Source organism: Corynebacterium sp. NML 120412, from assembly GCF_002285155.1.
Taxonomy (GTDB): domain Bacteria; phylum Actinomycetota; class Actinomycetes; order Mycobacteriales; family Mycobacteriaceae; genus Corynebacterium; species Corynebacterium gottingense.
The window spans coordinates 24,363-42,204 of record NZ_NSGL01000009.1 but is presented as its reverse complement, the minus strand read 5'-3'; the positions used below and the strand labels follow the sequence as shown (position 1 = coordinate 42,204).

Genomic DNA, 17,842 nt, shown 5'->3' with positions numbered 1-17,842 from the left:
TATGCAGAAAACTCTTGGACTTGTGCTGGCCGCGAGCTGTTCGGCGGCGTTGGTTGTTGCGCCTCCGGCGCTGGCTGAGGACGCGGCGTCGGTGTCGCAGGAGCGCTGTGTCGCGCTGCGCACCGCTGTACACGACGCGACCGACGCGCTGCGCTCCGCCGAAGCGCGCGACCACGAGGCGCAGCAGGCGCTGGACGCGGCGCAGCGCGATGTCGACGCTGCGGAGCAGGAGCGCACGGCGAGCGCGAACCTGGTCAAGGATGCGCAGCGTGCCCTCGACAGCGCGACCCAGGACCGCGACGCCGCGCAGACCGCGGTGCCGGGAGGCGTGACGGTCGACTCCGCCGAGGCGGCACTCACGCAGGCAAAGGCGCGCGCCGAGGAGGCCCGCGCTGCGCTGGAGGCGAGCAAGGCCGAGGCGCGGGCCCAGTTCGACCGGGGCTCGCTCGGATTCTTCGAAGCGATGGGGGCCGACGACGCCGTCGCGGAGCTGCACACGGACTACCGCTTTGACAAGGTCGATGAGGTGACCGGGCAGACCGGGTACCGCATCGCGGACGACACGCGCATCGGCGCCAAAGGTGACGCGACGCACCTGGACAACATGAAGGCGGCAATCGAGTGGCTGCCGGAGGCGAACGAGCTCCGCGAAAGCGAGGGCCGTGACGCGCTGCCCGTCACGGATGCGTTGATGGCGCAGGCGCAGGTGAACATCAACTGGTCGCAGCAGCTGCCGCGCGGCCACTCTCACAACGGGTGGGATAACTTGTCGTGGAACGCGGAGAACCCGTTCGACGGGTGGTTCCACGAGGAGCGCCCTAAGTACTTCGAGGCGAAGGAGCAGGGGCGCGACCCCTTCGCCGCGGGCGCCGGCCACTACATGGCCTTGGTGAACCCACAGATGCGCGCGACCGGTTTCGCGGTGAACACGGAGGAGTTCCTCTACCACGGCTTTACGTGGCGCGTCGCGCACGCGCAGACGTTCGCTCACCTCACAGTGGAGGGGCCGACGTATTCGGTAGAGGAGTACACCGAGCGCTTCAACACCTACTACGACGAGCTCGTCAGCGCCGTCGAGCAGGGTGATGCCCGGAAGCGGGAGATGCTTGAGCAGCGCGAGGCTGCCGTGGCCCAAGCGGAGGACACGCTTGCGGCGGCGCGGGCGCTGCGTGCCGCCGAACAGGCCGTGGCGAAGCGCGCGCAGGAACTCGAGGCAGCGAAGCAGGAGCAGTCGGCGCGCCAGGCCGCGGCCGACGAGGCCCTGGCGGCTGCGAAGCGCTCGCTGGGCGAGGCGACGCAGGCCGCCGAGGCCGCACAGGTGGCCGTCAAGGAGGCCCGCGCGAACGCCGCGGAGGCCACGGCCGAGTACGAGCCCATGAAGGGGGAGTGCGCGCCGGCGGCCGGTGAGCAGAAGGATGGCTCGTCGACGGGCGGCATCATCGCCGCGGTGGTGCTTGGCCTGCTGGCAGTCGTGGGAATTGCGGTGGCGTCGAACCCTGCGCTGCTGAATATGTTGTAACTCGGTAGACTTCACGTCTATGTCGAGTGAGGACGCGGACGGCGAGGGCAAAGTCCAACAGCACACCCCGGAATCGGAACCGGAGTGGTGGGATCAGCCAGGCATGCCCTGGAACGAAAAGCCCACCAAGGCGGACTACTGGTGCCTGGGCTGGTTCGGCTTCATCGGTATTTTCGGCCTCGCGCTCATTCCGTTCCGCGCCTGGCTGCTGGGCCTGGACCCGCCGATCATGCTGGCGTTGACGGGCTCGAGGATTGGCGCGGCGTCGACAGGCGCCCTGGCCTCGGTGGGCGAGGCGCAGCACTGGCTGCTGTACCTGCTCACCGGCTCGATCGTGGCGATTAAGTTCGACTGGGTGTACTGGTGGGCCGGTAAGCTGTGGGGGCGCGGCATCCTGGACGTGCAGGCGCAGAATTCCAAGCGCGCGGCGAAGAACATCGCGCGCGTGGAGCGGTGGGGGATGAAGCTGGGCTGGCTGGGCATTTTCCTGGCGTACGTGCCCATCCCGCTGCCGATCGCGTTCGTGGTCTTCGTGCTCATGGGCATGACTGAGATGCCGCTGTGGAAGTTCATGCTCCTGGACTTCGTGTCCAAGACGCTCTGGTCGCTGGGCTACGTCGCGCTCGGCTGGTGGATCGGCGAGCCCGTGGTGTACGTGCTGGAGCAGTACGCGCGCGTGGCCAATTGGATCGCGATCGGCCTGCTCGTGGTCATCTTCGTCGGGGCGATGCGCCGGAAGGGTAAGTAGGCGTTCGCCCCCATCGCCTAGGATGGGCAACTATGACAACTTCGGCCAAGTACCCAACGTCCGCACACACGTCCCGCTCCGCCGAGCTGTGGCAGCGCGCGCAGCAGGCCACGCCCGGCGGCGTGAACTCGCCGGTGCGCGCCTTCGGCTCGGTCGGCGGCCAGACGCGCTTCATCGAGAGCGCGCACGGGAGCACGCTTATCGACGTCGACGGGAACGCCTACGTCGACCTCATCAATTCCTGGGGCCCGATGATCCACGGCAACGCACACCCAGAGATCCTCGAGGCAGTGCAGAAGGCGATGCGTGACGGCCTGAGCTTCGGTGCGCCCACCGAGGCGGAGGTGCAGATCGCGGAGATGATCGTGGGCCGTACCTCGGTGGAGGAAGTGCGCATGGTCAACTCGGGCACCGAGGCGACGATGTCCGCGGTCCGCCTGGCGCGCGGCTACACCGGCCGCCCCAAAATCATCAAGTTTGACGGCTGCTACCACGGCCACGTCGACGCGCTCCTCGCCGCAGCAGGCTCCGGGCTGGCCACATTCTCCCTGCCGGACTCGCCGGGTGTGACGGGCGCGCAGGCGGCGGACACCATCGTGGTGCCCTACAACGACATCGAGGCCGTGAAGGCCGCGTTCGCGGAAAACGAGGGCGAGATCGCCGCCGTGATCGCCGAGGCAGCCGCCGGCAATATGGGCACGGTTGCGCCGCAGGACAACTTCAACGCCAAGCTCAAGGAGGTCGCGCACGCCAACGGCGCGCTGCTGATCCTGGACGAGGTGATGACGGGCTTCCGCACCTCGTATGCGGGCTGGTACGGCGTGGACCACGTGGCGGGAGACCTGACCACTTTTGGCAAGGTCATCTCCGGCGGCCTCCCGGCCGCGGCCTTCGGCGGACGCAAGGAGATTATGGAGCGTCTCGCGCCGACTGGGCCGGTGTACCAGGCGGGTACCCTTTCGGGCAATCCGGTCGCGATGGCGGCGGGTATGGCGTCGTTAAGCTTGGCCTCGGAGGACATCTACCCGGTGCTGGAGCGCAACGCCAGCACCCTGGCCAAGCTGGTGTCCGACGCGCTGAAGCGCGAGGGCGTGGCGCACAACGTGCAGCGCGCCGCGACGATGCTGTCGTTCCGCTTCGCCGAGGGCGAGGGCCACAACTTTGCTGATATGAAGGCGGCGGACACCTTCCGCTACGCGCCGTTCTTCCACGCGCTGCTGGACAACGGCGTGTTCGCCCCGCCGAGCCCGTTCGAGACCTGGTTCGTCTCCACCGCACTCACCGACGAGGACTTCGGCCGGATCGAGGAGGCCCTGGTGCCCGCGGCGAAGGCTGCGGCGCAGGCGGTGGCGCCCGAGTGACGCGCACGACTGTGCACCTCGTGCGGCACGGCGAGGTCTACAACCCGAAGAAGGTGCTCTACGGGCGCATGCCCGGCTACCACCTGAGCTCCCGCGGCCGGTCCATGGCGGCGGTGACCTCGCAGTTCTTCGAGGGGCGCGACGTGACGTATCTGGCGGCGAGCCCGCTCGAGCGCGCGCAGGAAACGGCGGAGCCGATCGCGGAGGTGACCGGCTGCGAGGTGCACACCCGCACCGACATCATCGAGGCCGGCAACACCTTTGAGGGGCTGCGCACCAAGGGCTGGCGCAGCCAGCTGGTCAACCCGATCCGGTGGCGGCATATGACGAACCCGTTGGAGCCGAGCTGGGGCGAGTCTTACGAGGCGATCCGCGCGCGGATGTGCGACGCCGTGGACAGCGCCCGCGCCGAGGCGGAGGGCCACGAGGCGGTGCTGGTGAGCCACCAGCTGCCCATCGTCATGGTGCAGCGCTACGTGCAGGGCAAACGCCTCGCGCACGCGAGCCGCGAGTGCGACCTGGCCAGCGTGACGTCACTTGTGTTTGACGGCGACGTTGTTGTTGACTGGTCCTACGACACTCCGGCCGAACGCATCTAGCCCGCTCTGCTGGGCCAGCGTGCCGGAGTTTTTGAACAGATGAATTGAGAGGTGCCCATGTCCCGACGGACCGCGCTGAGCGCGATCGCAGCGCCGATGGCCGCGTTGCTCCTGCTCACCGGCTGCGCCAGCTCTGGTGGGGGAGACAACTTTGCGTTCCATTCCCCGGGCGGGCAGACCGAGATCTTCTACGAGGAATCCGAGCGCAAGCCGGTGGAGCACTTCAGCGGTGAATCGCTCACCGAGCCGGGCACCACGGTGAACCTGCACGACTTTGACGGCAAGATCGTCGTCCTCAACGCCTGGGGCCAGTGGTGCGCGCCCTGCCGTGCGGAGGTGGATGACTTGCAGGAGGTGCAGGAGCACCTGAACGCGGACGGCACCGGCACGGTCCTGGGCATCAACGTGCGCGACCCGCAGCCGGAAATCGCCCGCGACTTCGTCGCCGACAACGGCGTGACCTACCCGTCGATATACGACCCGCCGTTCAAGACCGCTTCCTTCCTCGGCGGCGTGCCCAGCTCCGTGATCCCCACGACGATCGTGCTGGATAAGCAGCACCGCCCGGCCGCGGTGTTCCTGCGCGAGGTGACCGCCCAGGACGTGCTTGAGGTGACCGACAAGCTGGCGCAAGAGGGGCAGAGCTAGCGTGGGCGAGGCGTTCTCAGAGGTTGTGGCCACCGGGCCGCTCCTGCTCGGCATGTTGGCCGCCGCGCTGGCTGGCCTGGTGTCCTTCGCGTCCCCGTGTGTGGTCCCGCTCGTGCCCGGCTACATGTCGTACCTGACCAGCGTGGTCGGCGGCGAGATGACCGTGGACCAGGACGGCGTGCGCGTGAAGTCGCGCCGCTGGGCCGTCGCCGGTGCCGCCGGCCTGTTCGTGGCCGGCTTCACCGTGGTGTTCCTGCTGGCCACCGTCTCCGTGTTCGGCGCGATCAGCCTGATCACCCTCAACGCCGAGGTGCTCATGCGCGTCGGCGGCGTGATCACCATCGCGATGGGCGTGGTGTTCCTGGGCGCGGTGCCTGCGCTGCAGCAGGACCGGCGCTTGCAGCCGCGGCGCTGGGCCAACGTGCTCGGTGCCCCGCTGCTCGGCGGCGTGTTCGCGCTGGGGTGGACGCCCTGCCTCGGGCCGACGCTGGCGGCGATCATGTCGGTCTCCGTCGGCACCGAAGGGATGACCGCGGCGCGCGGCGTCCTGCTGGTAGTGGCGTACTGCCTGGGCCTCGGCCTGCCGTTTGTGGTGGTGGCGCTGGGGTCCGCGCAGGCGGTGCGCAGCGTCGAGTTCCTGCGCCGCCACTCCCACACCATCAAGGTGATCGGCGGCGTGCTGATGATCCTCGTCGGCGTGCTCCTTGTCACCGGCGCGTGGAACGTGTTCGTCGGCTGGATCCGACAGTGGACCTTGCAATATGGAGCGACGGTGATCTGAGATGCAACTCGTATCGGCGGCAACGACCTGGCTGCGCAAGACGTGGCACTGGCTGACGAGCATGCGCACCGCGCTCGTCCTGCTCTTCCTCCTCTCGCTCGCCTCCATCCCAGGCGCCCTGCTCCCGCAGCGCAACGTGAGCGAGTCGCTCGTGCAGGACTACCTGGACGCCAACCCGACGATGGGTCCGATTTATGACAGGTTGCAGCTTTTCGACGTCTTCAGCTCCTCCTGGTTCGTCGCCATCGTCACCCTGCTGATGATCTCCCTGGTCGGCTGCATTATCCCGCGTTCCATGGACCACTGGCGCGCCTACCGTGCCACCCCTACGCGCGCGCCGCGCTACCTCTCGCGCATGCCCATGCACGCGCAAGCCACGGTGGACGTCGGCCAGGACGAGGTGGAGGCGAAGGTCCGCCGCCTGCTCAAGCGCTGGCACGTGGCCGCCTACTCGCCGGAGGAAGACCGCGCCGGGACATTCTCCCTGGCCGCCGAGCGCGGCTACACCCGCGAGCTGATGAACCTGCTCTTCCACGTGGGCATCGTCGGCATGATCGTCGCCTTCGCCGCCGGCCGCATGGTCTTCTACGAGGGCCAGGTCATCGTAGTGACCAACTCCGAGTCCCAGTACGCCGTGCCGGTGGAGCAGTCCACCGAGTTCTGCAATACGTCCCCCGCCAACTTTGACGTGTTCCGCGCGGGGCCGCTTTTCGACGGCACCGGGCTCACCCCCTTCTGCATCGATGCACACAACTTCCGCGCCGAATACTTAAACAGCGGCCAGGCGAACGGCTTCTGGTCCGACGTGTCCTACACCGACGACCTGACCGCGCCGAAGGACAGCTGGCAGGAGACCACCCTGGCGGTCAACCACCCGCTGCGCATCCACGGCGACCGCGTCTACCTGCAAGGCCACGGGTTCGCCCCGCAGGTCACGGTGACGTGGCCCAACGGCGAGACCCGCACCCAGATGATGCAGTTCCGCCCCACGGACACGCAGACGTTCCTGTCCTCGGGCGTGATGCGCTTCGACCCGCCCGCCGGCATGTTCCCGGACCTGGCGGACCGCCGCCAGAACCAGATCGCCCTGGAGGGAAACTTCGCGCCGACGGCCCAGTGGGGCGGCCAGGACGGGGAGACGCTGCAGTCGTCGTTCCCGTCGATGGATGACCCGGCGCTGTCCATGGACATCTACCGCGGCGACGCTGGCTTGGACTCGGGCCGCCCGCAGAACATCTTCGTGCTCGACCAGATGCTCATCGCGGAAGGCCAGCTGCAGAAGCTGGAGCGCGTCAACCTCACCCCGGGCGAGGAGATCACCGTGGACGGCGGGATCAAGGTGCGCTTCGACGGCGCGGCCGAGTACGCCAACTACCAGATCTCCCGCGACCCGACGCAGGTGTGGGCACTGGTGACCACAGTGATCATGCTCGCCGCGCTCGCCGGCTCGCTGACCATCAAGCGCCGCCGCGTCTGGGTCCGCCTCGCCCCGGTCGCCGGCGGCGGGACCGCGGTGGAGATCGCGGGCCTGGCGCGCACGGACCGCGCCGGGTGGGGCCCGGAGTTTTCCGAGCTCGTCGAGGAGATCCTGGGGGAGCACCCGGATGATGACGGGGACGATGACGAGCTGGATGACCTTGGATAATGGCCCGCTGATGGAGTAGATTGAGCACCATGCTTGTCAACACCACCATGGCGGAATTGTCCGATCTGACCTTCCGCACCGCGTTCATCATCTACATCGTGGCGCTGCTCATGGCGTGCGTGTACTACGGCCGCGTTCTCGCGGTCGTGGACGTGCGGCGCGAGCGCCGCGCGGCGCAGCAGGAGCGCGCCGCGGAGAAGGTGGCGGTTGGGGCTGGGGGGCCGGTGGTCGTCGAAAAGCAACTGCCCCCGGAGCCCGAGCTTGACGGCGCTTACGAGAAGCGGGTGGCCGCCGCCCGCAAGTGGGCGGGCATGACGCAGGCCCTGGTGTGGGTCGGCGTGGCGCTGCACATCGTCGCGTTTGTCACGCGCGGCATCGCGGCGCGGCGCTTCCCGCTGGGCAACCTGTACGAGTACATCCTGTTCATGACCGCGGTGATCATGGTGGCCGCCGCGATCGTGATCGGGCGGAAGGGCTGGCACACGGTGTGGCCGTGGCTGCTGTTCCCCATGGTCATCGCGATGTTCCTCAACTCCACGGTGTTCCACATGCAGGCCGCCCCGGTGGTGCCGGCGCTGCAGTCCTACTGGCTGCCGGTGCACGTGTCCTCGGTGTCGGTCGGCGCGTCGATTGGCATGGTTTCCGGCATCTTCGCGCTGCTGTACCTGCTGCGCATGTGGCAGCCGAAGGGCAAGGAGCACGGCTTCTTTGGCAAGATTGCCCGCCCGCTCCCGGCGGCGAAGACGCTGGACCAGATCACCTACAAGACGGCGATCATTACGCTGCCGCTGTTTGGCATCGGCATCGTGTTCGGCGCGATCTGGGCCGAGGTGGCGTGGGGCCGACCGTGGAACTGGGACGCGAAGGAAACCGTGTCCATGATCACCTGGATCCTGTACGCCGCCTACCTGCACGCCCGCGCCACCGCCGGCTGGAAGAACGCGAAGGCCGCGTGGATTAACGTGCTGGCGCTGTGCATGACCATCTTCAACATGACGTACGTGAACACGGTGATTGCGGGTCTGCACTCGTACGCGGGCCTGAACTAGCTGCGTTAGACTCACAGGTTATGAAGGTTCTTATCACTGGCGGGGCCGGCTTTATCGGCTCCACGATCGCTTCCTGCTGCGCCGACAACGGAATTACCCCGGTGATTCTGGACGATTACTCCACCGGCCTGCGCGCCTTCGCCGAGCGTTTCGACCACTACGAGGGCGACATCGCCGACGTGGCGCTGCTGCACCGCATCCTGGACGAGCACCCGGACATCGAGGCGGTCGTCCACTGCGCCGCGAAGATCGTCGTGCCGGAGTCCGTCTCGCGCCCGCTGTACTACTACGAGAACAACGTGGGCAAGGCCACGACCTGCGTGCGCACCCTGTCCGAGCGTGGTGTGAAGCGCGTCCTGCTCAGCTCCACCGCCGCCATGTACGTCCCCGGTGAGGACCTGATGGTCACCGAGCAGAGCACGGCAGACCCGTCGAGCCCCTACGCCGCCTCGAAGTGGATGCTGGAGCGAGTGCTTGCCGACGCCGCCTCGGCCGGCCTCATCCGCGCCATCTCACTGCGCTACTTCAACCCCATCGGGGCGGACCCGCAGCTGCGCACCGGCCTGCAGAACCCGGCCCCGTCCCACGCGCTGGGCAAGATGATCTCCGCCTACCAGGCCGACGAGCCGTTCACCGTCACCGGCGTGGACTGGCCCACCCGCGACGGCTCGGGCCTGCGCGACTACGTCCACGTGTGGGACCTGGCCCGCGCGCACGTCGCCGCGCTGAAGGCCGAGGCGTCAGCGCTGGCGGACTACGAGGTGATCAACCTGGGCACCGGCCAGGGCACCACCGTCTTCGAGCTGGCCGACGCCGTCGGCGAGGCCACCGGCAAGCCCCTCGAGGTGCGCACCGCCCCGCCGCGCGATGGCGATGTGGTCGGCTGCGCCACCCGCACCGAGAAGGCCGAGCAGTTGCTCGGCTGGCGCGCGGAGTACACCGTGGCGGACGGCGTGCGCCACTCGCTCGCCTGGGCGGAGAAGCTGCCCGAGGTGCTGGAACAGCGCTAGTTCCGGCTAGCTGCCCTCCCCGTCGCGGCGCTTGCGGCGCTCCTCCTCTTCGCGCCGCTTGCGCTCCGCCTCCTCGCGGGCGCGCCGCTCCTTGAAGCGGTTCTTCTCAATGTTCCAGAGGAACTCCTCATCATCGTCGGGCCCCTTGATCTGCGGCCGCTCCGGCGCCTGCTCGACCTGCTTGTTCGAGCCGGGCCCGAAGGCGCGCCACATCAGGTACACGGCGAGGACGATGAGTACGAGGAGTAGTAGCCTTCCCATGACTTCCAACATACTTGGTGGCCGTCTAGGGTTAGGCATATGCAACAACAACCGCCGGAAGTTGATCCCGCCGCCCGCTCGCGCGCCAATAAGGCCGCCGCGATCTACGGGCTGTGCAGGCTCGTGCTGTTCATCGCACTCACCGTGGTGATCCAGGGCGCGGCCATGCTCATCGGCGCCCCCGTGCCGCTGATCATCTCCGCGCTCCTCGCCCTGATCGTGGCGTTCCCGCTGTCCATGCTGGTGTTCAAGCGCCAGCGGATCGAGGCCACAGAGGCCGTGGCGCACTGGCGCGAGCAGCGCAAGCTGCGCAAGGAGTGGATCTCCAGCGAGCTGAGCGAGCGCTAGCGCCTACCCGAATAGGGCGGCGATGGCGAGCATGGCGGGCAGCGAGAGGAACGTGGTGAGGAAGACGGTGTCGCGCGAGACCGTCTGGCCGACCTGGTAGGTGGCGGCGTAGTTGTACACGTTTTGCGCGGTGGGCAGCGCCGCGAGGATGAGCGCCGCGTAGAGCTCGGTGCCGTCGAGGCCCAGGGCGTACCCGACGCCGAGGGCGATGGCGGGCATGCCGACGAGCTTGAGGAGGGTGGCGGTGAGCGTCGGTAAGCGATCATGCGTGAGCACGGCATCCCCTTTCAGCGAGGCGCCGAAGCTCATGAGGATGAGCGGGATGGACGCGCCGCCGAGGATCTCCAGCGGCGCGAGCACGGGCTCGGGGACCTCCCAGCCGGAGGCGGAGACGGCGAAACCCGCGAAGGCGGCGAGCACGACCGGCGCCGTTATGCCCGCGACGATGGAGCCGCCGATCGAGCGCAGGCTCGCCCCGCCCGCGTTGAGGCCGGCGATGATGACGGGGGAGAGCACCGCCATTTGCAGCACGAGCGCGGGGACGACGTAGGTGGCGTCGCCGATCACGTAGGTGGCGATGGGCAGCCCGATATTGACCGAGTTGTAGTAGCTTGACGCGGCCGCGCCCGCCATCGTCTCGGCGAAGCTGCGGCGGAACAGCAGGGCGCTGAGCAGCCAGTACAGGAGCATGGTGGCTACCGACGCCACCGCGATCACCCCCACGACCGGCGACAGAAACGCGGACGTGTCCGAGGTGGACACGCTGGAGAAGATGAGCGCCGGGGTGCACGCCCAGAACGCGATGCGGTTGAGCTGCAGGCGCGCCTCGCCCTGCCCGATCACGCCTCTGTGCGCCAGCAGGAACCCCACCGCGATGACGGTGAGGATGATGGCGAAACCAGTCAGGACGTCGAGCATCCGCGGTTCCCTCCTTCTGTAATCTTGGTCGAGGTAGTGGCACCAAGTATGACACCTGGGAGGAATCGTGATGGGACCGCGGTGGCGGATGTTGGTAGTTTACGTGGTGGCGTCGACAGGCTTGCTCCTCGTCTCGTCGATCTTCGGGCCGATGGGCTGGGCCGTTCCGCTCTTGGTGCTCAACCCGCTGCTCGTCGCGGTGCTGGCGTGGCGCGACACGGCCCGCCGCGGCGCGACCTGGTGGTGGTTCGCCGTCCCCGTTTTGGCGGGAGCCTTGCAGGCGCTCGTCCTCATGAACGCATCCGCGCTCCCGTTCGTCGCGCTCCTGCTGGTTGGCGCGGGCATCGGCACCCTGGTTGGCCGCGCGCGGAATTGACGGACTTTCCCAGGCGGGCGGCCAGCGCTACGTAATAGTTGCCGCCTACGTTGGTTCGGGCAATTGCAGCCTATCGACGAAAGGCCCAACGTGAGCAGGACCGCATCCGTCATCGCAGTGGTGTGCGCTTCCGCAGCGGCGCTGACTGCCTGCGGCAACTACGTCAACGTGGACGTCATCGGCGCCGCCGGGTTTTCCCACGACGAGGAGGGCCACATCATCGCGCACGTGAACACCTGCGGCGAGGAGATGAGCGAGCTCGAGGTCGCCTCCGACCGCATCGGTCTCGCCGAAGACGAGGAAAACCGGGTGCTGGCCAAGTTCACCGCCGCCGAACCACAGACCGGCCACGTGCAGGTGCCGCTTGATGGGCCGAGCTCTGGCACGTGGGCCGCGGAAGCACCGCTCGACGCCTCCTATCCCGAGGATCGCACCCTCTTGCTTAACCCGGCGCCGGACGACAGGGGCGGGCAGGGGCCCTTCAGCAAGGAGAGGTCCTTCACTCCCGCCAGCGCCGCCAAGCAGCAGATCCTGGAACAGCCCGCCGGCACCATTGTGTCCGTGAACCCCTACGACGGCTCGACAGACACGTGGAGCCCCGCGGATTTCGATGCCGCGTGCGGGGAGTAGCTGCCGTCTACTCTGCGGCGGCAGAGTAGAAATCGTTTCGCTCGCTGTCACAGGAGTGCGGTTTTACCCCATTGCAAACAAAACAGACATATCCCTTGAGGTCGAACAATAGTGTGGGTACAGCTGATGGCAATGAACTACTTTACTACTCACTAGCTCCGCCCTGCGAAGATCTGGGAACGCAACGGGCATATCCACTACCGTTTTGCTGACGGTTCCCGCTACACCGCCTACAACCGCGCCCACCCCGTCCGCGAACCGGCCCCGCTCACTCATCGAACCGGCAGCACTGATTCGTGCGCATGCGAATGCTCGGAGCACTGCACAGACTGCGCTTCCCGCGTTGATGATGACCCGTGTACTGAGTGCCCCATTTACAACCATCTGCGGGCGAACCGTTCGTTCGTGAACGCCGGATCCGCACCCGATTCAGCGCCACCAGGGTGCAGCAAGCAATAGCGCAGACATGAAAAACCGCCCCGGTCTCCCTGTACAGCAAGGAGTTTCGGGGCAGGTCGAGACATGGAACTGGCAAATGCAGTGCAGCTCACTCAGCAGGCGACTACTGCACTGCCGTGTACGGTACCGCTTCACCTCCACCCCAAATTGGGAACCCGAGGGCAGTAAACGCAACGGCGGTGAGCACGGACCAGATCAGCATGGCCCGACCATTGATACCCAGCACAGGGATGAGGTCTTTGCCCTTTGCCTGGTCGCGCTGCACTTTCAGAATGGAGGAAACGGCAAACGGCAAAGCAGCGAAACCGAGGAGCGCGAGCGAGTTACCAAGCAGCAGGGAGACGACAAATGGCGTCAACGTCAGCACAGTAAACAGGCGACGAGCCCTCACCTCGCCGATGCGCACAGCAAGGGTGTGTTTGCCGGCCGCGGCGTCGGTGTCAATATCGCGGATATTGTTTGCCAGGTTCACGGACGCGGAAATCGCGCCCACACCGATGGCCACCAACCACCCCTCGGCAGTCAGCCATCCTGACTGTGTGTACTGCGTACCTAGCACAGCGACCAGCCCGAAGAAGATGAACACGGCCAGCTCGCCGAATCCGTAATAGCCGTACGGCTTCGTCCCGCCGGTGTAAAACCACGCTGCCGCGATGCAAGCCGCACCGACCAGGATGAGCCACCACGCACTCATGACCGCAAGGATCACGCCAAGAACGGCAGCGACGAAGAAGGAAGCGAATGCTGCGAGCTTCACATCCTGCGGCCGCGCCAGCCCGGACGCGGTGATGCGGCTAGGGCCTGTCCGTTCGTCGTCAGTGCCGCGCACACCGTCGGAGTAGTCGTTGGCGAAATTCACGCCGATAATCAGTGCCCACGCAACGCCGAGTGCGAGCAGCGCCTTGCCAAGGTGCATGCCACCAATGTGTGCAGCCAGGCCGGTGCCGGCGATCACTGGGGCGAACGCGTTCGGCCACGTGTGCGGTCGCGCCGCCTGCCACCAGTCGTGGAACGTTGCCGAACTGCCAGTGTCGGCCCGTTCTGTAGTGTTCGCTGTCTGCTGGTTGTCAGTTCCATTACCGCTCGTGTCAGTCATGTCTCCCATCATGCCCCGATTTGGTCAAGTCGGCTAAAGTTTTGGCTCATGTGGATTGACTACGCGCTTCGGCAAGCACTCGGTGGGGCTGGTGCACTTTTGCGCGCGCCTCAGCTGCGGGTGGTGGCGCGGAAATCTCCGGCTAGGTTCCCACAGGAGGGCGACACCGTTATTTCGCTGACCTCCCATGGGCCCCGGCTGAAGTCGGCGGTGGTGGCGATTTCCTCGCTGCTCGTCGGCACGACACGCCTGCCGGTGTATCTGTGGCTGGATAAGGAGGACTACGAGGGTGAGTGGCCGAAAGGTCTGCACACCCTTGTGGAGCGCGGCCTGCAGGTGTGCTGTTCGGACGGCCACTATGGTCCGCACACCAAGTATTACGGCACGTTTCAACGGTTTGCCGGTACTGGCACCCGCGTCATCACCGTTGATGACGACATGATGTACCCCAAGTGGTTCGCCAAAAAGCTCCTCAACGCCTCGGACGCCGATCCGAACAACGTGGTGGCGTACCGCGCTCACGAGATCGTGCTCCAGGACGGCAAGTTGGCGCCGTACAAGCAGTGGAAGTCTGTGCAGGATACGGATCCGGACCCGCGCCACTTCGCCACCGGCGTCTCCGGTGTTGCGTACCCGCCGGCGATGGTCGATGCAGTTGCCGCGCAGGGCAAGGCGTTCCAGGACTGCGCCCCACACGCCGACGACATCTGGCTGAACCGTTGCGCACTTCGCACGGGCCACTTCGTGCGCCAGGTCTTCCCGCACCCGCGCGAGTTCTCGATGGTGCCGGCGTCGCAAGGCGTGGCGCTCGTGCGCGGCAATCTCCGCGGGGGCAATGATGCCCAGCTGCGCGCCACCTATGCGCAAGAAGAGCTGGGCATGCTTATCGACGCCGCGCTGTCCCTCAACGAACCAGCACGGTAATCCCCGGCGTATCGGAAGCGGTGCGCAACCGTAACTACCTGCAGATCTGGTTGAAGCTGAAACCCGGGTGTGAGCAGGGGTGTTTGACATGCGCCGCAGGAAGCATCAATCTAAACGTGTGTTTTAAGCTTCCCTAAAGTGCTCGGGTAGCGCCCTTAACTGCATTTTTGTAGTCACCTAAAGTTCATTTGGGTTTTCCGAATTGGAAATTTGCTGGATTTATGATGTGTGGCGGTTGAACAACCATCCACTTTTTTTGGCTTTTCATGTGAAGGAACCCCACATGCGTATTCCGTTTAGAACACTGACCGCCGTGGTCAGCGCTTCCGCGCTGGCCCTGGCGAGTCTCCCCACAGCCTCTGCCGCACCGGCGGAGCAGAACTTTAACGGCAAAGAGTCCTGTGTGACCCTTGACGCCGAAGGCAACTTGGTGAACGTCCCACAGCCGGGGGATTGCACCCAGTTTGGCAAGGGCGGGCAGGGCAACACCGACGCCCAGGCCCGCAACGTGATCTTCATCCTGGGCGATGGAATGGGCCACCAGGAGATCACCGCAGCGCGTAACTACCTCAAGGGCGCGAACGGTCGCTTCGAGGGCCTGGACGAGCTGACGGCCTCAGGTGCTTACACCACCTTCGCCGTCTCCCAGGAGGGCAAGCGCCAGTACGTGACCGACTCGGCGGCTTCTGCCACCGGCTGGTCCACCGGCACGAAGACCTACAACGGTGCGCTCTCTGTCGACGTGGCGGGCACACCGCACGAGAACCTGATCGAGATGGCGAAGAACGCCGGCATGCGCACCGGCAACGTCTCCACCGCCGAGATCCAGGACGCCACCCCGGGCGCGCTGCACTCGCACATTTCTCAGCGCGGCTACTACGCGCCGTCGGGCGACAAGAAGGTCGTGCAGGGCAAGGAGGCGCGTGAGAACGGCGGCCTGGGCTCGATCTCCGAGCAGATCATCGACACCCGCGCGGACCTCACCCTTGGTGGCGGCCGCAAGTACTTCGACACCGAGGTGCAGGCGGGCGGCGAGAACCGTAACCCATTCCTCACCGAGAAGCACGACGGCGGCGCGGAGTGGGAAGCCGGCAAGACTGTGCGCGAGAACGCAGAGGCTAAGGGCTACACCATCGTCGATGACGAGGCTGGCCTCGACGCGGTCACCGTGGCTAACCAGGACGCGCCGGTCCTCGGCCTGTTCAACGACGGCAACATGACCCGCCGCTACGAGCAGACCGTCCCGGGCAACGCCACCGACAAGGAGCCGGAGACCTGCACCCCGCAGGACACCGGCAACGAGCCGACCGCGGCGGAGATGACGAAGAAGGCAATCGAGCTTCTCGACGACCCCTCGTCCGACAAGGGCTTCTTCCTCCAGGTGGAGTCCGCCTCTATCGACAAGGCGGACCACGCCGCTGACGCCTGCGGCATGATCGGTGAGACCGAGCAGATCGACGAGGTCATCAAGGAAGCCCTCGACTTTGCTAAGAAGGACAAGGACACCCTCATCGTGGTCACGGCTGACCACGCACACACCGCAGAGATCGTGCCGGACGGCCGTCCGTCGGTATCCGCAGTGACCCGTCTGAAGTCGCAGAAGGACGGCGGCGCGGTGATGTCCGTCGGCTTCGGCACCCAGCCGTGGTCCATCAATGAAAGTGGCGAGCTGGAAACCAAGTCGATGATGCACACCGGCACCCAGGTGCGCATCGCTGGCTTCGGCCCGGGCTCCGAGAACGTCAACGGTCAGCTCGACCAGACTGACGCTTTCTACGTCATGGCGAACGCGCTCGGCCTCAACGGCGGCACCGAGGGCGGTCAGGATCCGTGGGAGATCAACAAGGGCAACAAGGTCATGTCGCTGGCTACCCGCTCCAAGGCGAAGCCGGGCGACCAACTGTGCTACCTCGTCTCTGAAGGTGCCGCTCCGAAGGTCGGCGACTGCGCCCAGTTCGGCACCGCCGGCCAGGGCATTGATAACGCGAAGGCGAAGAACGTCGTGCTGCTGATTGGCGACGGCACGGGCGACTCCGAAATCACCGCTGCCCGCAACTACCTGAAGGGCTCCGCGGGCCGCTTCGACGGCCTGGACAACCTGGACTACACCGGCTACCTGACCACCTTCTCCCTGGACAAGGAGACCGGCCTGCCGAACTACGTCCCGGATTCCGCCGCGACCGGCACCGCCTGGAACTCTGGCGTGAAGGCCTACAACGGCGCGATTGGCGTCGATAGCAAGGGCAAGCCGGTTGCCACCCTCGGCGAGCTGGCCAAGGCGAAGGGCATGAAGATCGGTAACGTCTCCACTGCGGAGATCCAGGACGCCACCCCGGCGGCCTTTGCCGCACACGCGCTTGACCGCTCCTACTACGCGCCTTCCGGCGATAAGAAGGCGGCGCAGGGCGAGCAGCTACGCGAGAACGGCGGCCTCGGCTCCATCTCGGAGCAGATCGTCGACCTGCGCGCCGACGTCACCCTCGGCGGCGGCATGAAGTACTTCAACACCGAGGTCGTTCAGGGCGGTCAGTGGGGCGAGAACGGCAATACCTGGACCGCAGGCAAGACGGTGCTGGAGAACGCGAAGGACAACGGCTACCAGGTCGCGACCAATCTTTCCGAGCTCAACGCCGTTGACAAGGCGGACGCAGAAAAGCCGGTGCTGGGCCTGTTCTCCGAGGGCAACATGCCGCGTACGCTGAACCAGTCCATCCCCACCATCGACGGCGGCGACATGGATCCGGCGACGTGTGTAGCTAACCCGGAGTTCACCGCGGAGACCCCGCGTCTGGCGGACATGACCACCAAGGCGCTTGAGCTGCTGCAAAACGACAAGGGCTTCCTTCTCCAGGTGGAGTCCGCCTCCCCGGATAAGGCCGACCACGACGCAGACGCCTGCGGCCTGATCGGCGAGGTCGGCCAGCTCGACGAGGCCGTCCAGGCCGTGCAGCAGTGGGCGGACAAGACCGGTGAGGAAACCCTCATCGTCGCTACTGCGGACCACGCGCACACCGCGCAGATCACCTACGAGGACAGCAACACCGCTGGCCGCGTGACCCAGCTGACCACGGTCGAAGGCTCCACCATGGCGGTCAACTTCGCCACCTCTAAGACCAACGAGGACGAGGACGCCCTCGGCGGCCAGCAGCACACCGGTGCCCAGCTGCGCGTCGCAGCTTCCGGCCCGGGTGCGGCCAACCTGACCGGCCAGATCGACCAGACTGACCTCTTCTTCGCCAGCCTTAACGCGCTCGGCATCGACCCGATCAACCACGACCTCACCTTCGAGAACAAGATGAAGCAGGTCGACGAGCAGCCGGGTACCACCACTGGCTCCTCTGCAGAGTCTCCGTGGCTGATCGCCGTGCTGACCATCGCGGGCCTGGCGGGCCTGCTGTCCCTGATCGCCCTGCTGCTGCCGCAGCAGGTAGATAAGGCGCTCGGCCCGATCGCCAAGCTCTAAGCGCTAC

The 17,842-nt window shown here is 66.3% G+C and carries 17 protein-coding genes; 14 read left to right on the top strand and 3 right to left on the bottom strand.

Annotation, left to right across the window (positions count from 1 at the left end; all coding sequences use genetic code 11):
• Position 1 precedes the first annotated feature (1 nt).
• Genes CKJ84_RS11500 through galE form a run of 9 tightly spaced genes read left to right on the top strand, consistent with a single transcriptional unit; the run spans position 2 to position 9,360 of the window.
• The gene (locus CKJ84_RS11500; RefSeq protein ID WP_143340371.1) at positions 2-1,519 is read left to right on the top strand and encodes a hypothetical protein; all 1,518 of its coding nucleotides are present in this window, start codon (positions 2-4) and stop codon (positions 1,517-1,519) included.
• 19 nt (positions 1,520-1,538) lie between these two features.
• Positions 1,539-2,267, top strand: a complete 729-nt coding sequence (locus CKJ84_RS11495; protein ID WP_095547044.1) for a DedA family protein — start codon at positions 1,539-1,541, stop codon at positions 2,265-2,267.
• 32 nt (positions 2,268-2,299) lie between these two features.
• Positions 2,300-3,628: a glutamate-1-semialdehyde 2,1-aminomutase gene (gene hemL / locus CKJ84_RS11490; protein WP_095547043.1), complete on the top strand. Its 1,329-nt coding sequence runs from the start codon at positions 2,300-2,302 to the stop codon at positions 3,626-3,628.
• Complete coding sequence (locus CKJ84_RS11485; protein WP_095547042.1) at positions 3,625-4,227, top strand: histidine phosphatase family protein; 603 nt, start codon at positions 3,625-3,627, stop codon at positions 4,225-4,227. The genes hemL and CKJ84_RS11485 overlap by 4 nt, the downstream gene beginning before the upstream one ends.
• Positions 4,228-4,284: 57 nt before the next feature.
• The gene (locus CKJ84_RS11480; RefSeq protein WP_095547041.1) at positions 4,285-4,875 is read left to right on the top strand and encodes a TlpA disulfide reductase family protein; all 591 of its coding nucleotides are present in this window, start codon (positions 4,285-4,287) and stop codon (positions 4,873-4,875) included.
• A gap of 52 nt (positions 4,876-4,927) precedes the next feature.
• The gene (locus CKJ84_RS11475) at positions 4,928-5,656 is read left to right on the top strand and encodes a cytochrome c biogenesis CcdA family protein (protein ID WP_095275326.1); all 729 of its coding nucleotides are present in this window, start codon (positions 4,928-4,930) and stop codon (positions 5,654-5,656) included.
• 1 nt (position 5,657) lies between these two features.
• Positions 5,658-7,301 (top strand): cytochrome c biogenesis protein ResB, encoded by a 1,644-nt coding sequence (locus CKJ84_RS11470; protein WP_095547040.1) that lies wholly within the window; start codon positions 5,658-5,660, stop codon positions 7,299-7,301.
• Between the two features lie 29 nt (positions 7,302-7,330).
• Entirely contained in the window at positions 7,331-8,350 is a 1,020-nt protein-coding gene (gene ccsB / locus CKJ84_RS11465) for a c-type cytochrome biogenesis protein CcsB (RefSeq protein WP_095547039.1), read from the top strand.
• A 20-nt stretch (positions 8,351-8,370) separates the two neighbouring features.
• Positions 8,371-9,360, top strand: a complete 990-nt coding sequence (galE, locus tag CKJ84_RS11460; RefSeq protein WP_095547038.1) for a UDP-glucose 4-epimerase GalE — start codon at positions 8,371-8,373, stop codon at positions 9,358-9,360.
• Positions 9,361-9,366: 6 nt separating this feature from the next.
• Here the strand turns inward: galE and CKJ84_RS11455 are convergent, their stop codons facing one another.
• Positions 9,367-9,621, bottom strand: coding sequence for a hypothetical protein (locus tag CKJ84_RS11455; RefSeq protein WP_095535241.1), 255 nt, complete (start codon positions 9,619-9,621; stop codon positions 9,367-9,369).
• Positions 9,622-9,660: 39 nt separating this feature from the next.
• On the opposite strand from CKJ84_RS11455, the gene CKJ84_RS11450 reads away from it, so the two are divergent.
• Positions 9,661-9,969 carry a DUF4229 domain-containing protein gene (locus CKJ84_RS11450; protein WP_095535242.1) on the top strand — a complete coding sequence of 103 codons (309 nt, stop codon included), beginning with the start codon at positions 9,661-9,663 and terminating at the stop codon, positions 9,967-9,969.
• 3 nt (positions 9,970-9,972) lie between these two features.
• Here CKJ84_RS11450 and CKJ84_RS11445 read toward each other — a convergent pair whose 3' ends face one another.
• Positions 9,973-10,887 carry an AEC family transporter gene (locus CKJ84_RS11445; protein WP_095547037.1) on the bottom strand — a complete coding sequence of 305 codons (915 nt, stop codon included), beginning with the start codon at positions 10,885-10,887 and terminating at the stop codon, positions 9,973-9,975.
• A gap of 88 nt (positions 10,888-10,975) precedes the next feature.
• Here CKJ84_RS11445 and CKJ84_RS11440 point away from each other — a divergent pair, with 88 nt between their 5' ends.
• Both CKJ84_RS11440 and CKJ84_RS11435 read left to right on the top strand, forming a co-directional pair.
• The gene (locus tag CKJ84_RS11440; RefSeq protein ID WP_095547036.1) at positions 10,976-11,263 is read left to right on the top strand and encodes a hypothetical protein; all 288 of its coding nucleotides are present in this window, start codon (positions 10,976-10,978) and stop codon (positions 11,261-11,263) included.
• A 90-nt stretch (positions 11,264-11,353) separates the two neighbouring features.
• On the top strand, positions 11,354-11,893 hold the full coding sequence (locus CKJ84_RS11435) for a hypothetical protein (protein WP_095547035.1): 540 nt from the start codon (positions 11,354-11,356) through the stop codon (positions 11,891-11,893).
• A 562-nt stretch (positions 11,894-12,455) separates the two neighbouring features.
• Here the strand turns inward: CKJ84_RS11435 and CKJ84_RS11430 are convergent.
• A complete protein-coding gene (locus CKJ84_RS11430; RefSeq protein WP_095535337.1) occupies positions 12,456-13,448 on the bottom strand; it encodes a 1,4-dihydroxy-2-naphthoate polyprenyltransferase in 993 nt (330 codons plus the stop codon).
• A gap of 48 nt (positions 13,449-13,496) precedes the next feature.
• Here CKJ84_RS11430 and CKJ84_RS11425 point away from each other — a divergent pair, with 48 nt between their 5' ends.
• Entirely contained in the window at positions 13,497-14,372 is an 876-nt protein-coding gene (locus CKJ84_RS11425; protein WP_095535246.1) for a glycosyltransferase, read from the top strand.
• Between the two features lie 283 nt (positions 14,373-14,655).
• Positions 14,656-17,835: an alkaline phosphatase gene (locus tag CKJ84_RS11420; protein ID WP_095547034.1), complete on the top strand. Its 3,180-nt coding sequence runs from the start codon at positions 14,656-14,658 to the stop codon at positions 17,833-17,835.
• Positions 17,836-17,842 lie beyond the last annotated feature (7 nt).

Coding starts and splice junctions, on each gene's coding strand:
- CKJ84_RS11470 (WP_095547040.1), top strand. CDS start 5,658: ATGCAACTCGTATCGGCGGCAACGACCTGGCTGCGCAAGACGTGGCAC.
- CKJ84_RS11430 (WP_095535337.1), bottom strand. CDS start 13,448: ATGACTGACACGAGCGGTAATGGAACTGACAACCAGCAGACAGCGAAC.
- CKJ84_RS11455 (WP_095535241.1), bottom strand. CDS start 9,621: ATGGGAAGGCTACTACTCCTCGTACTCATCGTCCTCGCCGTGTACCTG.
- galE (WP_095547038.1), top strand. CDS start 8,371: ATGAAGGTTCTTATCACTGGCGGGGCCGGCTTTATCGGCTCCACGATC.
- CKJ84_RS11420 (WP_095547034.1), top strand. CDS start 14,656: ATGCGTATTCCGTTTAGAACACTGACCGCCGTGGTCAGCGCTTCCGCG.
- CKJ84_RS11445 (WP_095547037.1), bottom strand. CDS start 10,887: ATGCTCGACGTCCTGACTGGTTTCGCCATCATCCTCACCGTCATCGCG.
- CKJ84_RS11425 (WP_095535246.1), top strand. CDS start 13,497: ATGTGGATTGACTACGCGCTTCGGCAAGCACTCGGTGGGGCTGGTGCA.
- CKJ84_RS11450 (WP_095535242.1), top strand. CDS start 9,661: ATGCAACAACAACCGCCGGAAGTTGATCCCGCCGCCCGCTCGCGCGCC.
- CKJ84_RS11440 (WP_095547036.1), top strand. CDS start 10,976: ATGTTGGTAGTTTACGTGGTGGCGTCGACAGGCTTGCTCCTCGTCTCG.
- CKJ84_RS11480 (WP_095547041.1), top strand. CDS start 4,285: ATGTCCCGACGGACCGCGCTGAGCGCGATCGCAGCGCCGATGGCCGCG.
- CKJ84_RS11475 (WP_095275326.1), top strand. CDS start 4,928: ATGTTGGCCGCCGCGCTGGCTGGCCTGGTGTCCTTCGCGTCCCCGTGT.
- hemL (WP_095547043.1), top strand. CDS start 2,300: ATGACAACTTCGGCCAAGTACCCAACGTCCGCACACACGTCCCGCTCC.
- ccsB (WP_095547039.1), top strand. CDS start 7,331: ATGCTTGTCAACACCACCATGGCGGAATTGTCCGATCTGACCTTCCGC.
- CKJ84_RS11500 (WP_143340371.1), top strand. CDS start 2: ATGCAGAAAACTCTTGGACTTGTGCTGGCCGCGAGCTGTTCGGCGGCG.
- CKJ84_RS11495 (WP_095547044.1), top strand. CDS start 1,539: ATGTCGAGTGAGGACGCGGACGGCGAGGGCAAAGTCCAACAGCACACC.